Below are 16,808 nucleotides of genomic sequence, written 5' to 3'. Positions count from 1 at the left end.
GATGAAGGGTGTGAAGAGCTGTTTGGGAGCGCTCCCACCTCAAGAGACATCTTTCGTGCCGCATCAAGGGCATGTCGCCCGGACCCTCCGGGCTTGCTCCCGGTCAGGCCGCGTTGTCACCGAGCGTGACGATCTGTTGGCACGTTCCAACACCGGGCTCACGGCGGCGCTTCCGGCGCGGCCAGGCGGCGCGGCGGGCGGCGCAGTGCCCCGCCCCTTCGGGGGCGGTGCTCAGCAGGCGGCGGCGCGTTCGCGTAGCAGGGCGCGTTCGCGGGAGTTGCGGGTCATCGAGGCCGCGCGTTCGAACTCGGCCCGCGCCTCGCCGCGCCGGCCCAGCTTGAAGAGCAGGTCGCCGCGGACGCTCGGCAGCAGGTGGTAACCCTTGAGCGCCGGCTCGTCCACGATCTGGTCGAGCAGTTGCAGGCCCACCGCCGGGCCGTAGGCCATCGACAGGGCCACCGCGCGGTTGAGCTCGACGACGGGGGAGCGGGCCAGGCGGGCCAGCGACTCGTACAGGCTCGCGATGCGCACCCAGTCGGTGTCGCCGGGGTCGAAGGCGCGGGCGTGGCAGGCCGCGATCGCAGCTTGCAGCGTGTACGGCCCCACCGCGCCGCCCCGCTCGTCGGCTCCCTCGTCGGCCTGCTCGTCGCCCCGCTCGTCGGCCCGGTCCCGGGCCAGTTGCTCGGCCCGAGCCAGTGCCGCCAGCCCGCGCCCGATGAGCAGCCGGTCCCACCGGGTGCGGTCCTGCTCCAGCAGCAGCACCGGCTCCCCGGACGGTCCCACCCGGGCCGCCGCCCTGGACGCCTGGATCTCCATGAGCGCGACCAGCCCGTGCACCTCGGGTTCGGCGGGCATCAGCCCCGCCAGCACCCGGCCCAGCCGCAGCGCGTCCTCGCACAGGCCGGGCCGCATCCAGTCGTCGCCCGCGGTCGCCGAGTACCCCTCGTTGAAGATCAGGTAGATGACCTCCAGCACGGACGACAGGCGTCCGGCCAGCTCGGCGCCCTGCGGCACCTCGAACGGGACCCTCCGGTCGGCCAGGGTGCGCTTGGCCCGCACGATCCGCTGGGCGGCGGTCGGCTCGGGCACCAGGAACGCGCGGGCGATCTCCTCGGTGCTCAGGCCGCCGAGCACCCGTAGCGTCAGGGCCACCCGGGCCTCCATCGACAGCGCCGGATGGCAGGCGGTGAAGACCAGCCGCAGCAGGTCGTCCTCGATCTCGTCGGGCTCGGGCGGCTCACCGGCGGCCTCCAGCCGGTGGCCCAGCTCGGCCAGGTTGCGGGACATGCGCTCGTTCCTGCGGATCAGGTCGACGGCGCGGCGCTTGGACACCGTCATCAGCCAGGCGCCCGGGTTGCGGGGCACGCCCGATCCCGGCCACTGCTCCAGGGCCGCGACCAGCGCGTCCTGGGCCAGCTCCTCGGCCAGGCCGACGTCGCGCACCAGCCCGGCCAGGCCGGCGATGAGCCGGGGCGCCTCGATCCGCCAGACCGCCTCGATCGCCCGGTGGGTGTCGGAAGCCATCACCGGCTCATGACACCAGCACCGTCCGGGGGCCGCAAGCCGAGGTCAGCCCTCCTGCCCGTCCAGACGCCTGCGCATGGCCTTCTCCCGCTCGATCTCCGCCGGGTCGGACGAGGCCGCGTCGGGCGCGTCGGAGGCGTCGTAGACCCGCCACACGTCCAGGCCGATCCCGTCGGAGCCCTCCGGGACGGGCACGCGCATGGCCCATTCCAGAGCCTCCTCCCTGGACTTCACCTGGATCAGCCAGAACCCCGCGATCAGCTCCTTGGCCTCGGCGAACGGGCCGTCGATCACCGTGGCCCGGCCGCCGCTGTAGGCGATCTGCGCGCCCTGCGAGCTCGGGTAGAGCCCTTCGGCGGCCAGCAGCACCCCCGCCTTGGCCAGCGCCTCGTTGTAGGCGTGCATGTTGTCGACGAGCTCCTGGCTGGGCAGCGCCCCGGCCTCGGTCTCCCCGTTGGCCTTGCCGACGATCATGAATTTCATCGTGCCGTCCCTTCCGTCCGCGGCCCCCGGGCGGAGCCGGCCTCGCCGAAGCGTCGAACGGGCGCCGGCCGGATCGACACGCGGGCGCGGACCGTCCGCCTCCAGGCACCGTACCGGTCGTGCGGCCGGGGGGCCGATGTGCCATCCTCGCCCCATGCACCAACCCGCACAAGACGCCCCCGTCCCCAACCGGGCCCTCTGGGACGAGCGCGCCCGCGTCCACGGCTCCACCTCCGCCGACCGGTTCTACGACGTCGACGCCTTCCTCGCCGGCCGGCAGACCCTCTACGCGCTCGAACGCCGCCTGGCCGGCGACGTCGCCGGCCTGGACCTGCTCCACCTCCAGTGCCACTTCGGCCTGGACACGCTGAGCTGGGCACGGCTGGGAGCGCGGGTGACCGGCGTCGACTTCTCCCCGGTGGCGGTCGCCCGCGCCCGCGACCTGGCGGACAGGGCCGGGCTGGCGGCCACGTTCGTGGAGGCCGACACGCAGCGGCTGCCGGAGTCGCTGGCCGGCGGGTTCGACCTGGCGGTGGCCACGTACGGCGTGCTGTGCTGGATCGGCGACCTGGACGCCTGGATGCGCGGCGCGGCCATGGCGCTGCGGCCGGACGGGCGGCTGGTGCTGGTCGACCTGCATCCGGCCTACGAGACGGTGTCCTCGCTCGACCCGCTGGTGGCCGACTGGCCCTACGGCGGCGGCCAGGCCCACCGGGAGACGGTGACCGGCACGTACGCCGACGCCGCGGTGGTGACCGAGGCCCACGAGGCGGTCGAGTACCCGCACTCGGTGGGCGAGATCGTCACGGCGGCGGCGCGGGCCGGGTTCACGGTGGCCGAGCTGGGCGAGCACGTCGAGACGGAGATGGACCCGCGCGGCCTGCTGACCCAGGGCGCGGACGGCCGGTACCGGTTCCCGTTCGGCGACTCGCACCTGCCGATCCTGTACTCGCTGCTGGCGGTCCGGCCCTGAAGACGCGGCGAGCGCGCGTCCTCGTGCGGGACGCGCGCTCGGAGCGGGGGGAGGTCAGCTCGCGTACTGGGGGTATCCGTAGCCGACGACCTGCGACTTCGGACGGACGCGCTCCTCGACCTTGCCGTTGCCGGTGTTGCCCTCGATCGTGGAGATCGTGCCGTCGCCGTTGTCCTTGACGACGAAGCCGACGTGCTGGATGGCGTCCAGGCTCTTGCTGCCGCCCCAGGAGAAGAAGACCACGGCTCCGGGCCTGGCCTCGGCTCCCCAGCGGTCGTTGGCGGCGAACCACTTGGCGTGGGCCACGGTCCAGGCGTCCCAGCCGACCTGCGGGCGGGCGCCGGTGTGCTCGCCGACCCAGGAGACGAAGATCGAGCACCAGGGGGCGTTCAGGTACATCGCGCGGGTGCCGCCGTCGCGGGCGATGGTCTCGGCGGCGCGCTGGGAGTCGGCGTACCACTTCTGGAACTTGGTGCCGCCGCCGTAGGCGTTCTCGGAGGTGCCGACCTGGGCCTTGGCCATGGCCAGGACCTGCTGGGCGGTGACGTTGACCTGGGTCTCCTCCGCCTTGCGGGTCTGGGCGGCGGCCTGCGGCGCGACGGCCGAGTGGCCGGTCGCCGCCGCCGGGCCCGCGCTGTCGGCGGCCGCGGCGGTGGCGTGGGCGCCGATGGCGGAGGCGAGGATGGCCGCGCCGAGCGCGGCGTGGGCGTAGGTGATCTTCGGGGCACGGATGGGACGGTGCTTGGCCATCGAGGGCATTACTCCTTGCTTCCATGCCGCTTACCGGGTTAGCTGACGGGTTCGGACGTGGAAGCTGCCCTACGGCACCGAAGTGCCGATTCACCCCAAAGGACGTGGGTCCCCGGTTCCGCCCGGAGGCGGATTCAGCGGTCACAGGACGATCCTGTGAAATGTCTTGCGATGGTTGGACAAAGCCGGACAAACCGGACGTCTGCCGCGAGATGCCCCACAAGGTAATACATCGGGCAAGAGTGTGGCAAATGCCTAAAGGTCCAGCTAGGAGAGTTGTGCCCGTGCTTCGGCCAGAAGCCCCATCATGGCAAGGGATTCGTCAAGCGGCATGATCGCGCTCTCGGTGCGGCCCTCGATCGTGGCCGCGCGCACCTCGCGCAGCTCGCCCGCGTACCCGTTGTCGGCCGGGTCGAGCACCAGCTCCTCCGTCTCCATCGACGGCCCCGACAGCAGCACCCGCCGCGGCGCCCAGAACGGCGCCGCGATGTCGGCCCGCATCGTCGTGCCCACCACGCTCGCGTCGTTGGCGTGATGGGCCAGCAGCGAGACGTCCACCAGGGCCCGCCGCCCGTCCGGGTACAGCAGCAGCCCGCCGGCCTCGGCGTCGACCCCGCTGGGCGCCAGCGAGCCGGCCATCCGCAGCTCCGCGGGCATGCCGAGCAGCAGCTGCGCCAGCCCGAACGGGTAGATCCCCAGGTCGAGCAGGGCTCCGCCGCCCAGCTCCGGCGCCCACAGCCGGTGGGCGGGGTCGTAGGGCAGCGCGAAGCCGAACGAGGCCCGCACCGACCGGATCTCACCGAAGCGCGGATCGGCCGCCACCCGCTGGATGAGCGGGTTGAAGCGCATCCACATGGCCTCCATGAGAAAGACCCCGGCCGCGCGGGCCAGCGCCACCATGCGCTCGGCGTCGGCCACGTCGGCCGCCAGCGGCTTCTCGCACAGCACGGACTTGCCCGCCGCGATGGCCGCCTCGGCCACCTCCAGGTGCTGGGCGTGCGGCGTGGCGACGTAGATCGCGTCGACGGCCGGATCGGCGCACAGGGCCTCGTAGGAGCCGTAGGCCGACTCCGCGCCCAGCTCGTCGGCCAGCGCCCGCGCCCTGAGCGGGCTCCGCGAGCCGACGGCGGCCACCCGCATGCCGGGCTCGGCCACGATGGCCGCCCCCACGGTACGCGCGATGCCGCCGGTCGCCGCTATTCCCCAGGTGAAATCTCGCACGACCGAGATCGTAGAGCGCTCAGGTCAGGTTGAACGAGTCGGGGTCGGGCCCGATCCGCCGCCCCGCGTTCATCGCGCCGATGGCCGCCATGTCCTCGGTGTCGAGGATGAAGTCGAACACGTCGATGTTCTCCTCGATCCGCGACGGCGTGACCGACTTGGGGATCACCACGTTGCCGAGCTGGAGGTGCCAGCGCAGCACGATCTGGGCGGGCGTCTTGCCGTACTTCTCCGACAGCACGCGCAGCGCCGGGTCGGCCAGCAGCCCCTTGCCCTGCCCGAGCGGGCTCCACGCCTCGGTCAGGATGCCGTTGGCCTCGTGGAAGGCGCGCATCTCGCGCTGCTGGAAGTACGGGTGCAGCTCGATCTGGTTGATCGACGGCGTGATGTCGGTCTCCTCCATCAGCCGGGTCAGGGTGGCGATCGTGAAGTTGGAGACCCCGATGGCCTTGGCCCGGCCGTCCCGGTAGATCTTCTCCAGCGCCCGCCAGGCCTGCACGTACCTGTCCTGCTGCGGGACCGGCCAGTGGATCAGGAAAAGATCTACGTAGTCGAGGCCCAGGCGGGCCAGGCTCTCGTCGAAGGCCTGCTCGGCGCGCCCGTGATCGCCGTTCCACAGCTTGGTGGTGACGAACACCTTCTCCCGCGGCACCCCGGCGGCGCGCACGGCCCGGCCGACGCCCTCCTCGTTCTCGTAGGCGGCGGCGGTGTCGACGTGCCGGTATCCGGCGCGCAGCGCGGTGGTCACCGCGTGCTCGGCGTCGTCGGCAGGGACCTGCCAGACGCCGAAGCCGAGCTGTGGTATCTGCACACCGTCGGTGTTGAGCATCAGCGAGTTCATACCCTCCATTGTTCACGTGTCGTTTCTTGCGGCTTAAGCAGGCCGGGCTACCTTGAGGCGGGTCGTGCAAGGCCATCCACCGGCTGGGGGAAACAGAGTGGTCAGACAGGCGTCGGCCTGGGTGGAGTCTCCGCTCCAGATGCTGTGCGCCGTCGAGGCCCACCATGCCGGGCTGCTCGGCCCGGACACCGTGGTCGTGCCGCGCGCCGGCCTGCGTCCGCTGCGCGCCACCCGCAAGGAGCTGCGCCGCCTCGACCTGCCCGCCGGCCTGGTGCTGGACGAGCCGCGCGAGCGCATGCCGCGCCGCGTCCAGGCCGTGGGCGACGCGTTCTCCGGCAAGGTCCAGATGCGCTGGCTGACCTCCGACCCCGGCCGCATCGTCGTCGTGGACGACGGCCTGGCCACGCTCAGGCTGCTCGAACTGCTGGCCGCCGGGCCGTTCCGGCCGCTGCTGCGGGCGCGGGCGACTCCGTCGCGGGCGCGCGCCCTGCTCGGCCTGGCCGCCGCGCTGCGGCTGCGGCTGAGCCGGGTGTCGGTCTTCACCGCCCTGCCCGTCCCCGACGAGCTGGCCGCCGCCGTCCGGGGGGCGGGCGTCGACCTCGTCCGCCACGACTTCGCCTGGCTGCGCGCCCAGCCGCCGAGCGCCCAGGGGCCCGCCGAGCGCACGGTCGTCCTCGGCACGTCCCTGGTCCGCAACGGCCTGGTCCACCGCGACCACTACCTGCGCTGGCTGACCGACCTGGCCGGGCGCGAGCCGCTGGCCTACTACCCGCACCGCCGCGAGGACCCCGTCGACGTGGCGCTGATCGGCGAACGTCCCGGCATCACCGTGCACGACGCGGGCGTGCCGGCCGAGCTGACGCTGCGCGGCCTCGACGCCGGGCAGCGGGTGCTCAGCCTGCCCTCGACCGCGATCACCTCGCTGCGGGTGCTGCTCGGCCCGCGCGGCGTCGAGGTCGAGCCGGTGGACGTTCCCGACGACTGGTGGACGAGCAGGGCGGCCCCCGGCCTGCGATCGCATTTGACAGGAGCTTCCAGGTGAGGGTGCTGGCGGTAGCCGACTCCGACTCGTATCTGAAGTGGGCGGCCTGCCTGCTCGATGACCTGCCCGCGGGCTGCGAGAGCGAGCTGGCGGTGGTGCGCACCCCGATCGCGCCCTCGCCGGAGCAGATCGCGGCGGCGGTGGGCGGGCGTGCGGCGCCCCCGGTGCTGTCGGCGCGCTCGCTGCGCCGCCTGGCCGAGCGCACCCGGCCCGACGCGATCCTGGTGGGCTGCACGGGCCCGGTGGTGGACGTCCTGGTGGCCGACGTGCTGGCCGGGCTGCGGCCGGACGGCCGGGCACGGCCGGTGTTCGTCAGCGGGCTGCCCGGCATCTCGGTGCCGGCCACGGAGAAGGCGTGGCTGTTCCGCAGCGGCTGCGACCTGTTCGTGGTGCACAGCGAGCGCGAGGTGGCCGAGTTCTCCGAGATCGCCGGCCGGCTCGGCGGGGGAGGGGCGGTCGGGCTGGCCCGGCTGCCGTTCCTGCGGCCCGGCGCGGCGTCCGGCGGCGGCGACCGGGTCGTGTTCGCCACCCAGGCCAAGGTGCCGCGGGCGCGGGAGGAGCGCGAGCGGGTGCTGACGGCGCTGGCCGAGCTGGCCGCCCGCCGGCCCGGCCTGGAGGTCGTGGTCAAGCTGCGCGCCCTGGAGCACGAGCGCCAGACCCACAACGAACGCCACCACTACCAGCGGCTGTGGCGCGAGATGGGCGAGCCCGGCAGGCTGACGTTCGCGGCCGGGTCGATGCACGAGCAGCTGTCGCGGGCGGCCGGGTTCGTCACGGTCAGCTCGACGGCCGCGCTGGAGGCCGTCGCCATGGGCGTGCCGTCGCTGGTGCTGAGCGACTTCGGCGTCAGCGCCGAGATGATCAACCTGGTCTTCGAGGGCAGCGGCCTGCTCGGCACGCTCGACGACCTGGCCCTGGGCGACTTCCGCACGGCCGAGCCGCGCTGGTGCGAGGCCAACTACTTCCACCCGGCCGGCCGCGACGACTGGGCGGCCCTGCTGACCGGCCTGGCCGCGGACGGGACGCGCCCGCCCGCCCGCTCCCTGCTGGACGGCTCCGAGCACGCCGCGGCCCGCCGCCGGGCCAGGTTGCGGGTGGAGGTGCCGCCCACGATGCTGCGGGCGGGCTACCGGGCCAAGCGGCGGGTGCGCCGCTACCTCAGATCGCTGACCTGATCCTCCTGCGCAGCCTGGACAGCGCCGAGGGCGGCTCGGCCAGCCCCAGCGTCTCCAGGCGCTTGCGCTTGAAGTAGCGCCCGTCGAACGCGACGCTCGACGGGCGCAGCCCGGGATAGGCGTCGGCCTGCATGCAGTAGCCGACCGCGCGCACCAGCGCGGGCAGGTCCGTGCGCGGCGGCTCGTCGATCACGCCGTCGGGGTTCAGCCGGGGCAGCAGCGCGTCCACGATCGTGGCCGGCACCCGGTTGCTGTTCTCGTACGGCGTGAGCCGGTCCAGCACCAGGCCGGTGCCGAAGGAGGCGACCGGCAGGCCGAAGTAGCGCCGGGCGGTCACCAGGCCGGTGGAGAAGCAGCCCACGACCAGCTCGGGCCGCTGCGTCGCGAAGCACACCTCGGCCGGCACGCTCTCCCCGGCCACCGTCAGCCGCACACCCAGCGGCCCGGCCGCCGCGCGCAGCAGTTGCGCGTGCCGGCGTCCGGCGGCCGGATGCGGCTTGAACACCACGTCGGTGCAGCCGCGGGCGGCCAGGGCGCGCAGCATCGAGGCGTGCAGCCCGGCCTCCTTCTCCGGCGTGACGATCTCCAGCGCCGACAGGTACTGGCCGAGGACGACCGCCTGCCCGGCGCGCAGGTCCGGCGCGGTGGCGGCCACCTCGTCCACGACCGCGAGGAAGCGCTCCTGCGGCAGCACCACGGGCGGCACGCCGTACTCGCTGAGCAGCAGCGGGGTCAGGCCGGGCACCAGGTCCAGGTGGAGCAGCCGCTCGATGCGGCGGGAGATCTCCGCGGGCAGCGGGTCGCGGGTCGGCCCGTAGCTCATCAGGCCGTCGGAGTAGACGGTGATCGGACAGTCGCGCACCAGGCCGGCGATCGTGCGCGCGGGCGGCACCGCGATCGACTCCAGCACCAGCTCCTCGACGCCGTCCAGGGCCAGGTGGGAGCGGATCAGCCGTTCGAACATCGGCACCTCGATGACCCGCGCCCGCCAGTCGGAGGGGTGCAGCGGGGCGATCAGCTCGTTCCAGGAGTGCACCTCGTCGAAGCGCGAGCGCAGGGCGGCGAAGCCGGGCGTGCCGTCGAGCGGCACCGACACCTCGGGGATCGCCGCGTTGTTCGACACGATCAGCACGCGCCGGCCCGTGCCGAAGCGGCCGTCGTCGATGGCCGCGGCCAGCGACATCGCGCCGAACAGCGTCGAGGCGTAGAAGACCTTCATCAGGAGTCCTCCCGATCCCGGCGGATCCGGACGTGGGGGCTGGGGGGAATGTCGGGCACCAGGGCGCGCAGCACGGCCTCCCGCTCGACGGCCATCCGCGACACGGCGTCGGCCACCAGGGCGGGCGGCAGGCCGCGGACCATCTGCGCGCCCCGCTCCTCGAACCGGGCGCGCAGCGCGGGCGTGAAGCGGCCCGCGAGCTCCAGATGGTGGGCCAGCAGCGCGCAGAAGTTGCGCGCCGCCTTGGGCAGGAACTCCGGCTCCAGCTCCTTGAAGACCAGCTCGAAGGCGTCGAAGAAGTGCAGCTGCCGCTCGTCGCCGACCTGCGTCAGCGACCCGGACACCAGCCGCCGGTAGAACACCCCGGCCAGCGGCACCACCGCGAACGTGGCCGCCTCCCGGTGCAGCCGCCAGATCCACGGCCGGTCCTCGGCGGTGTGCAGCGAGCCGGGGAAGTGCAGCAGGTCCCGCAGCGAACGCCGGTAGACCCCGGCCCACGCGTACGGGTAGTCCACCATGGTCCGCTCCCCGGCCGGCAGGATCGCCGAGCGGGGGTCGAGCACGACGCCGCGGCGCGACAGCGGGGCCCGGTGCACCACCCGCTTGCGCCCCTCCACCTGGACGTGGTCGACGCGCACGAAGTCGCAGCCGAGCCCGTCGATGGCCGCCACCAGCCCGGCCAGGTAGCCGGGCGCCAGCCAGTCGTCGCCGTCCATGAACGTGACGAACCGCCCCGAGGCGGCCGACAGCCCGGTGTTGCGGGCGTCGGCCAGCCCCACGGGGGCGGGGTTGCGCAGCACGGCCAGGCCGGGCAGGTCGCGGGCGAAGTCGGCGACGATGTCCGGGGTGGCGTCCACGGAGCCGTCGTCCACGACGATGAACTCGAAGTCGTGCCGGGCGTTGCGGGCCAGCGAGGTGAGCGCGTCGGCGATGAAGCGCTCACCGTCACGCACCGGCACGACGACGGAGAGAGTGGTCGGCGTCATGACTCAGACGGTCACCCGGCGCAGCCGGGCCTTGGGCGCCTCCTCGCCGGGGAAGACGCGCTTGACGCCGTCGCCCATGGCCTGCTCGATGATGCGGATGTCGCGGACGAGGTGCTCCAGCCCCGACGGCTCCAGCGAGGCGGCGTGGTCGGAGCCCCACATGGTGCGGTCGAGCGTGATGTGCCGCTCGACGCAGACCGCGCCCAGGGTGACCGCCGCCAGGGAGATCTGCAGGCCGCGCTCGTGCCCGGAGTAGCCGACCGGCACGCCGTAGCGCTCCTTGAGCGTGGTGATCGTGCGCAGGTTGGCCTCCTCCGGCGGCAGCGGGTACGTGGAGGTGGCGTGCATCATGATCAGCCGGTCGGTGCCGAGGATCTCGACCGCCTGGTCGATCTCCGACAGCGTGGACATGCCGGTGGACAGGATGAGCGGCTTGCCGGTGGCCGCCAGGGCGCGCAGCAGCTCGTGGTCGGCGACGCTGGCCGAGGCGATCTTGTGCGTCAGCACGTCCATGTCTTCCAGGAACTCCACGGACGGCACGTCCCACGGCGAGGCGAACCAGTGCAGGCCGCGCTCGTCGCAGTACTTCGCGATCTGCCGGTACTCGTCGTGGCCGAACTCGGTGCGCTCCTTGTACTCCAGGTACGTCATCTCGCCCCACGGCGTCTGCCTGATCTGGCCCTTCTGCTCCTCGGGCACGCAGATCGCGGGGGTGCGCTTCTGGAACTTGACCGCCTGGCAGCCGGCGTCGGCCGCCACGTCGATGAGCCGGCGGGCGAGGTCGAGGTCGCCGTTGTGGTTGATGCCGATCTCGCCGATCACGTACACCGGCTCGCCGTCGCCGACCAGCACGTCGCCGATCGCGACCGGGCCGAGCCGCGGCCGGGCCTTGGCCTCGGCGACCGGCGGCTCGGGCCGGGCGGCCACCACCAGGTCGCACAGCTCGCGCACCGCGCCCGAGCCGCCGGGCCTGGTCAGCACCACGCGGGCGGCGGCGCGCACGCGCGGGTGCGCGTCGGGGGTGGCGATCGGCCAGCCGACCTCGGCCATCGGGCCCAGGTCGTTGACGTCGTTGCCGACGTAGGCCACGCGCGCCGGGTCCAGGCCCTCGATGGCCAGCCAGTCGCGCAGCACGATGCGCTTCTCGGCCAGGCCCTGCAGCACGGGCACGCCCAGCTTGCGGGCGCGGGCGGCCACGACCGGGTTCTGCTCGGTGGACATCACCAGCACCTTGACCCCGGCGCGGCGCAGCAGCGAGACGCCCATCCCGTCCGAGCGGCTGACCAGGACCATCTCCCGGCCGTCGGAGTCGATGTAGGCGCGGTCGTCGGTGTGCACGCCGTCGAAGTCGGTGATGACCGCGTCCACGTCGATCGGCTCGGGCTTGTCGATGAACGGCGCCAGGGCGCGCACCAGCTCCAGGTCCTCGGGGTCGTCGACCTCGATGGCGTGCTGCGGCGGCACCGGCTGCACGGCGACCTCGCCGAAGAAGCGGTGGCCGTGCTCGCGCAGGCCGGCGGTGCGCATGACGTAGAAGGCGCCGTTCTCGCGGAACTGCGGCTCGCGGTCCTGCCTGCGCTGCCGTACGGCGGGGTCGTGGTTGACGCCCGCGCCCGCGGCCGTCCACAGGAACTCGTGCGTCGGCAGCCCGGACACGACCGAGTCGGCCTCGCCGTCCAGGACCTTGCGCACGGCCGCCGACAGGTCCTCGGGGTCGATGAACGCGCTGGTGCACTGCACCAGGACGACCACGTCCGGGTCCGCGCCGAGCGCGTCCAGGGCGTGCAGCACGGCCGACTCGCTGGAGGCGGTCGCGCCGCTCAGCTCCTCGGGCCGCTCCACCACGGTCGCCCCCGCCGCGCGGGCGGTCTCGGCGATCTGCGGGTGGTCGGTGCTGACCACGACCTGGTCGACGAGCTCGGCCCGCAGGCACGCCCGTACCGCTCGGGTGACCAGCGGGACGCCCCCGACCAGGGCGAGGTTCTTCAGGGGTACGCCCGCCGAACCTCCGCGGGCGGGAACAACGGCCAGGACTCGCAAGTGACTTCTCCTCAGTGCATCGGATCGCACCCAGAAGCTAAGGGCCCGGATTGAACGGGCAGCGTCACCGCCATTAACTTTCCATGGGGATCCGGTAGAGCAACTCTGGCCGGCCCACCCCGCCGTACTGCGGCACGCGCACCGCCGTCCCCAGCTCGACCAGGTGTTCCAGGTAGCGGCGGGCGGTCACCCGCGACACCCCGACGGCCTGCGCCACGCTCTGCGCGGTGCTGCCGCCGGGCCGCTCGCGCAGCCGCGCCGACACGGCGTCGAGGGTGTCGCGGGCCAGCCCTTTGGGCAGCTCGGAGCTGCCGCGCAGGGTGCCGAGCACCCGGTCGACGTCGCCCTGGGCGACGATCACGCCGGTGTCCTGCCTGAACCGGGCGTAACGCGCCAGCTTCTCGGCCAGGGTCGCGTAGGTGAACGGCTTGAGAAGGTACTGGGAGACGCCCAGCGACACCGCCGAGCGCACCGTCGCCAGGTCGCGCGCCGAGGTGACGGCGATGACGTCGCACAGCAGCCCGCCGGCCCGCACCGCGCGGCACACCTCCAGGCCGTGCATGTCGGGCAGGTACAGGTCGAGCAGGATGAGGTCGACGGGCCGGCCGCGCAGGAACCGCAGGGCCTCGCCGCCCGACCGCGCCACCCCGGCCACCTCGAAGCCGGCCACGCGCTCGACGTAGACCCGGTTGGCCTCGGCGGTGATCTCCTCGTCCTCCACGATCAGCACGGACACCGCCGCACCCGGCCGGTTCATCGGACCCGCTCCGGGACCGGCAGCCGCACCGTGAACGCCGACCCGGTCACCTCGATCGTGCCGCCCAGCCGCCGCACCGCCTGCCCGACCAGCGCCAGCCCGAGCCCGTGGCCGTCGCCCTTGGTGGTCCAGCCCTTCGCGAACGCCTCCGGCGCGGTCAGCCCGGGCCCGTCGTCGGCGACCCTGATCACCACCCCGTCCGGGTCCGCGCTCAGCCGCACCTCGACCCTGGTGGCGGCGTCGAGGGCGTTGTCGATCAGGTTGCCGACGATCGTCACCAGGTCGCGCGGGTCCAGGCCCAGGTCGTCGAGGTCGCTGTCGGGCGTGAGCACCAGCTCGCCGCCGCGTTCGGCCGCCTCGGCGCTCTTGCCGAGCAGCAGCGCGGCCAGCACCGGCTCGCGCACCGCGCCCACCACCCGGTCGGTCAGCTCCTGCGCCGCGCGCAGCTCGGCCGTGCCCAGCGCGACGGCCTGCTCGGTGCGTCCCAGCTCGACCAGCGTGATCACGGTGTGCAGCCGGTTGGCGGCCTCGTGCGCGGCCGAGCGCAGCGAGTCGGCGAAGCCGCGTTCGGCGTCGAGCTGCCCGGCCAGCGCCTGCAGCTCGGTGTGGTCGCGTACGGTCACCACCGTGCCCAGCCGGCTGGCCGCGCCGTTGACGGCCAGCACCCGGTCGCCGGCCAGGTGCACGCGCTCCTCGCGGCCCTCCAGCAGCGCCGACAGGCCCAGCTCGGCCACGTGCCGGCCCTCGGCGTCCGGCGGCAGGTCCAGGAGCTGCCGGGCGGCGTCGTTGCAGAGCGTCAGCGTGCCGTCGGCGCCGACCAGCAGCAGGCCCTCCCTTACGGCGTGCAGGACGGCGTCGTGGTGGTCGTGGATGCGGCCCAGCTCCACCGGGCCGAGCCCGTGGGTCTGGCGGCGCAGCCGTACGGTGACCAGCCACGTCCCGGCCGCGCCGAGGCCGAGCGCGAGGGCGGCGACCAGGCCGCTCCAGGCGACCTGGTCACGCAGCCGGGCGCTGATCCGGTCGATCGTGATGCCCGCGCTGACCAGGGCCCGGACCCGGCCGCCGGACCACACGGGCGTCACGGCCCGCTTGGAGGGGCCGAGCGTGCCGGTGTAGGTCTCGACGAACGTCTGGCCGGCCAGGGCCCGCCCGGTGTGGCCGAGGAAGCGCCGGCCGATCTCGGCCGGGTTCGGATGGGTGTAGCGGGTGCCGTCCGGCTTCATGATGGTGACGAAGTCGACGCCGGTCTCCTTGCGCACCCGTTCGGCGTACGGCTGCAGGGCCAGGGTCGGCTCGGGGCCGTCGAGGGCGGCGGCCACGCCCGGCGCGGCGGCCACGCTGACCGCCACGGCCCTGGCCGTGGCGCCCGCCTCCTCGGTGAGCAGGCGGTGGGCCTGCACCAGCGCGAGCACCGCGCAGCCGGTCACGGCGACCGCGACCACGACCAGTTGCAGGACCAGCATCTGGCCCGCCAGGCTCCAGCGGCGCATGAGCCCCCCTTGCGTGAACGAAACTTACTCAATCGTGACGTGGGTCACAGCGAGCCGCATAGTCGCACGACCAGCCCCTTTTTCCAAAGCGGTGGAGACCCCTCATGCGTGATCGCACTCGTTATCTGTACCTGGCCGTCATCGTGGCGGTCCTGCTCGGCATCCTGGTCGGGTTCGTCTGGCCGGAGGCGGGCAAGGAGCTCAAGCCCCTCGGCACCGGGTTCGTGGCGCTGATCAAGATGCTGATCAGCCCCATCATCTTCTGCACGATCGTGCTCGGCATCGGCTCGGTGCGCCAGGCCGCCAAGGTCGGCAAGGTCGGCGGCCTCGCGCTCGGCTACTTCATGGTGATGTCCACCGTGGCCCTGGTCATCGGCCTGCTGGTCGGCAACGTCATCGACCCCGGCTCCGGGCTGCACCTGACCGACGCCGCCCGGCAGGCCGCCGAGGCCGAGGCGGCCAAGGGCGAGGCCACCGGCGGGGTCGACTTCCTGCTCGGCATCATTCCCGTCACGCTGGTGTCGGCCTTCACCGAGGGCTCGGTCCTGCAGACGCTGCTGGTGGCGCTGCTGGCCGGGTTCGCGCTGCAGGCCATGGGCGAGCGGGGAGCGCCGATCCTGCGCGGCGTGGAGCACGTCCAGCGGCTGGTGTTCCGCATCCTGGCCATGGTCATGTGGGCCGCGCCGGTCGGCGCGTTCGGGGCCATCGCGGCCGTGGTCGGCGCCACCGGCATCGAGGCGCTCAAGAGCCTGGCCATCATCATGATCGCCTTCTACGTCACCTGCCTGCTGTTCGTGGGCGTGGTGCTGGGCGCGCTTCTGTGGCTGGTGGCCCGGGTCAACCTGTGGTCGCTGCTGCGCTACCTCGGCCGGGAGTTCCTGCTGATCCTGTCCACGTCGTCGTCGGAGACCGCGCTGCCGCGGCTGATCGCGAAGATGGAGCACCTCGGCGTGAGCCGGACGGTGGCCGGCATCACCGTGCCGACCGGCTACTCCTTCAACCTGGACGGCACCGCCATCTACCTCACCATGGCCACGCTGTTCATCGCCTCGGCCACCGGCGCGCCGCTGCAGGTCGGCGAGCAGGTCTCGCTGCTGCTGTTCATGATGGTCGCCTCCAAGGGCGCCGCGGGCGTGACCGGGGCGGGCCTGGCCACGCTCGCCGGCGGCCTGCAGTCGCACCGCCCCGAGCTGGTGGACGGCGTCGGCCTCATCGTCGGCATCGACCGGTTCATGTCCGAGGCCAGGGCGCTGACCAACTTCGCGGGCAACGCCGTGGCCACCGTCGTGGTCGGCACCTGGACGGGCGACTTCGACCGCGGGCGGGCCGCCGAGGTGCTGGCCGGGCGGGCGCCGTTCGACGAGTCCACGCTGATCGACGAGGAGGACGACCGCCCCGAGCCGGAGCCGGAGCGGGCGGCCGCGCGCGTCTAGGGTTGCCGGCTCCCGGCGCTCGCAGCTCTAGGGTTTGCGGCCGATGCCGGCGTACCCCATGCGGGCGAAGTCGTCGTCGTAGAAGGGCGGGCTCTCGGGGTCGGTGAACGGGAAACCGAGCTCCGGCCCCTTGCCCGTGGCCAGACCGGGCGGGATCAGCTCGAAGTCGCCGAAGAAGGCGGCGATCTCCTTGCCCGGCCGCGGGCAGAACGGCGCGTTGGCCCGCCGGTAGAACTGGCTGACGCGGGCCACGCGCTCCGGCGCGTGGTCGGTGCCGACGTGCGAGAGGGCCAGGTAGCTGCCGGGCGCGAGCGCGTCGCGGTAGGCGGCCACGAAGCCCTGCGGGTCGTCGGTGTCGGGGATCAGGTGCAGCAGGAACATCATGAGCACGGCGACGGGCCTGCCGAAGTCCAGCAGCCCGCGCACCTCGGGGCTGTCCAGCACCTCCCGCGGGCGCCGGACGTCGCCGTGCAGCATGGCCACCTGCCCGGGGCCGGCCAGCAGGGCCCGCCCGTGGGCGGCCACCACCGGGTCGCTGTCCACGTAGACCACGCGGGCCTGCGGCGCGTACCGCAGCGCCACCTCGTGCACGTTCTCGGCGGCCGGCAGGCCGGAGCCCAGGTCGAGGAACTGGGTGACGCCCTGCTCGCACAGGTACCGCACCACCCGGCCGATCAGCAGCCGGTTCTCCCGCGTGCCGTCCCTGACCTCCGGCATCGCGCGCAGCACCAGTTCGGCCAGCTCGCGGTCGGCCGGGAAATTGTTCTTGCCGCCCAGGAAGTAGTCGTACATGCGCGCGGTGTTGGGGATGTGAGGATCCACGCCCTGGGGGACTTCTTGCGTCATGAGGGCATGATCCACTAACCGGCTGCCG

The 16,808-nt window shown here is 73.3% G+C and carries 15 protein-coding genes and 1 riboswitch; of the genes, 4 read left to right on the top strand and 11 right to left on the bottom strand.

From position 1 onward, the window contains the following. Positions 1-231: 231 nt before the first annotated feature. Entirely contained in the window at positions 232-1,524 is a 1,293-nt protein-coding gene (locus ACIBST_RS00875; RefSeq protein ID WP_397167926.1) for an RNA polymerase sigma factor, read from the bottom strand. Positions 1,525-1,569: 45 nt separating this feature from the next. After that, positions 1,570-2,007, bottom strand: a complete 438-nt coding sequence (locus ACIBST_RS00870) for a YciI family protein (RefSeq protein ID WP_397167925.1) — start codon at positions 2,005-2,007, stop codon at positions 1,570-1,572. 154 nt (positions 2,008-2,161) lie between these two features. On the opposite strand from ACIBST_RS00870, the gene ACIBST_RS00865 reads away from it, so the two are divergent. Continuing rightward, positions 2,162-2,980, top strand: a complete 819-nt coding sequence (locus ACIBST_RS00865; RefSeq protein WP_397167923.1) for a class I SAM-dependent methyltransferase — start codon at positions 2,162-2,164, stop codon at positions 2,978-2,980. 54 nt (positions 2,981-3,034) lie between these two features. On the opposite strand, the gene ACIBST_RS00860 is transcribed toward ACIBST_RS00865, so the two are convergent. The 3 genes from ACIBST_RS00860 to ACIBST_RS00850 all read right to left on the bottom strand — a co-directional run bounded on the left by ACIBST_RS00860 (position 3,035) and on the right by ACIBST_RS00850 (position 5,792). Then, entirely contained in the window at positions 3,035-3,730 is a 696-nt protein-coding gene (locus ACIBST_RS00860) for a CHAP domain-containing protein (protein WP_397167921.1), read from the bottom strand. A 12-nt stretch (positions 3,731-3,742) separates the two neighbouring features. Beyond that, positions 3,743-3,880: riboswitch (cyclic di-AMP (ydaO/yuaA leader) on the bottom strand. 117 nt (positions 3,881-3,997) lie between these two features. Next, a complete protein-coding gene (locus ACIBST_RS00855; RefSeq protein ID WP_397167920.1) occupies positions 3,998-4,951 on the bottom strand; it encodes a Gfo/Idh/MocA family protein in 954 nt (317 codons plus the stop codon). Between the two features lie 19 nt (positions 4,952-4,970). After that, a complete protein-coding gene (locus ACIBST_RS00850) occupies positions 4,971-5,792 on the bottom strand; it encodes an aldo/keto reductase (protein ID WP_397167918.1) in 822 nt (273 codons plus the stop codon). A gap of 97 nt (positions 5,793-5,889) precedes the next feature. Between ACIBST_RS00850 and ACIBST_RS00845 the strand changes: the two genes are divergently transcribed. Both ACIBST_RS00845 and ACIBST_RS00840 read left to right on the top strand, forming a co-directional pair. Further along, positions 5,890-6,834: a hypothetical protein gene (locus ACIBST_RS00845; RefSeq protein ID WP_397167917.1), complete on the top strand. Its 945-nt coding sequence runs from the start codon at positions 5,890-5,892 to the stop codon at positions 6,832-6,834. Next, positions 6,831-8,009, top strand: a complete 1,179-nt coding sequence (locus ACIBST_RS00840) for a DUF6716 putative glycosyltransferase (protein WP_397167915.1) — start codon at positions 6,831-6,833, stop codon at positions 8,007-8,009. Before ACIBST_RS00845 ends, ACIBST_RS00840 begins: the two co-directional genes overlap by 4 nt. Here ACIBST_RS00840 and ACIBST_RS00835 read toward each other — a convergent pair. From ACIBST_RS00835 to ACIBST_RS00815, 5 genes are all read right to left on the bottom strand, one after another. After that, on the bottom strand, positions 7,993-9,228 hold the full coding sequence (locus ACIBST_RS00835; protein ID WP_397167913.1) for a polysialyltransferase family glycosyltransferase: 1,236 nt from the start codon (positions 9,226-9,228) through the stop codon (positions 7,993-7,995). The two genes, ACIBST_RS00840 and ACIBST_RS00835, sit on opposite strands and share 17 nt — an antisense overlap. Further along, complete coding sequence (locus ACIBST_RS00830) at positions 9,228-10,214, bottom strand: glycosyltransferase family 2 protein (protein ID WP_397167912.1); 987 nt, start codon at positions 10,212-10,214, stop codon at positions 9,228-9,230. The genes ACIBST_RS00835 and ACIBST_RS00830 overlap by 1 nt, the downstream gene beginning before the upstream one ends. Before the next feature lie 3 nt (positions 10,215-10,217). Then, complete coding sequence (locus tag ACIBST_RS00825) at positions 10,218-12,254, bottom strand: N-acetylneuraminate synthase family protein (protein WP_397167911.1); 2,037 nt, start codon at positions 12,252-12,254, stop codon at positions 10,218-10,220. A 73-nt stretch (positions 12,255-12,327) separates the two neighbouring features. Then, positions 12,328-13,011: a response regulator gene (locus ACIBST_RS00820; protein ID WP_397167909.1), complete on the bottom strand. Its 684-nt coding sequence runs from the start codon at positions 13,009-13,011 to the stop codon at positions 12,328-12,330. Next, complete coding sequence (locus ACIBST_RS00815) at positions 13,008-14,501, bottom strand: ATP-binding protein (protein WP_397167908.1); 1,494 nt, start codon at positions 14,499-14,501, stop codon at positions 13,008-13,010. Before ACIBST_RS00815 ends, ACIBST_RS00820 begins: the two co-directional genes overlap by 4 nt. A gap of 104 nt (positions 14,502-14,605) precedes the next feature. On the opposite strand from ACIBST_RS00815, the gene ACIBST_RS00810 reads away from it, so the two are divergent. After that, a complete protein-coding gene (locus ACIBST_RS00810) occupies positions 14,606-15,934 on the top strand; it encodes a cation:dicarboxylate symporter family transporter (protein ID WP_397167906.1) in 1,329 nt (442 codons plus the stop codon). A 27-nt stretch (positions 15,935-15,961) separates the two neighbouring features. Here ACIBST_RS00810 and ACIBST_RS00805 read toward each other — a convergent pair whose 3' ends face one another. Beyond that, a complete protein-coding gene (locus tag ACIBST_RS00805; RefSeq protein WP_397167905.1) occupies positions 15,962-16,780 on the bottom strand; it encodes an SAM-dependent methyltransferase in 819 nt (272 codons plus the stop codon). Positions 16,781-16,808 lie beyond the last annotated feature (28 nt).

The organism is Nonomuraea sp. NPDC049684 (genome assembly GCF_044465345.1).
Taxonomy (GTDB): domain Bacteria; phylum Actinomycetota; class Actinomycetes; order Streptosporangiales; family Streptosporangiaceae; genus Nonomuraea.
The sequence above is the reverse complement of the archived record's forward strand: the minus strand, read 5'-3'. Positions and strand labels throughout refer to the sequence as shown.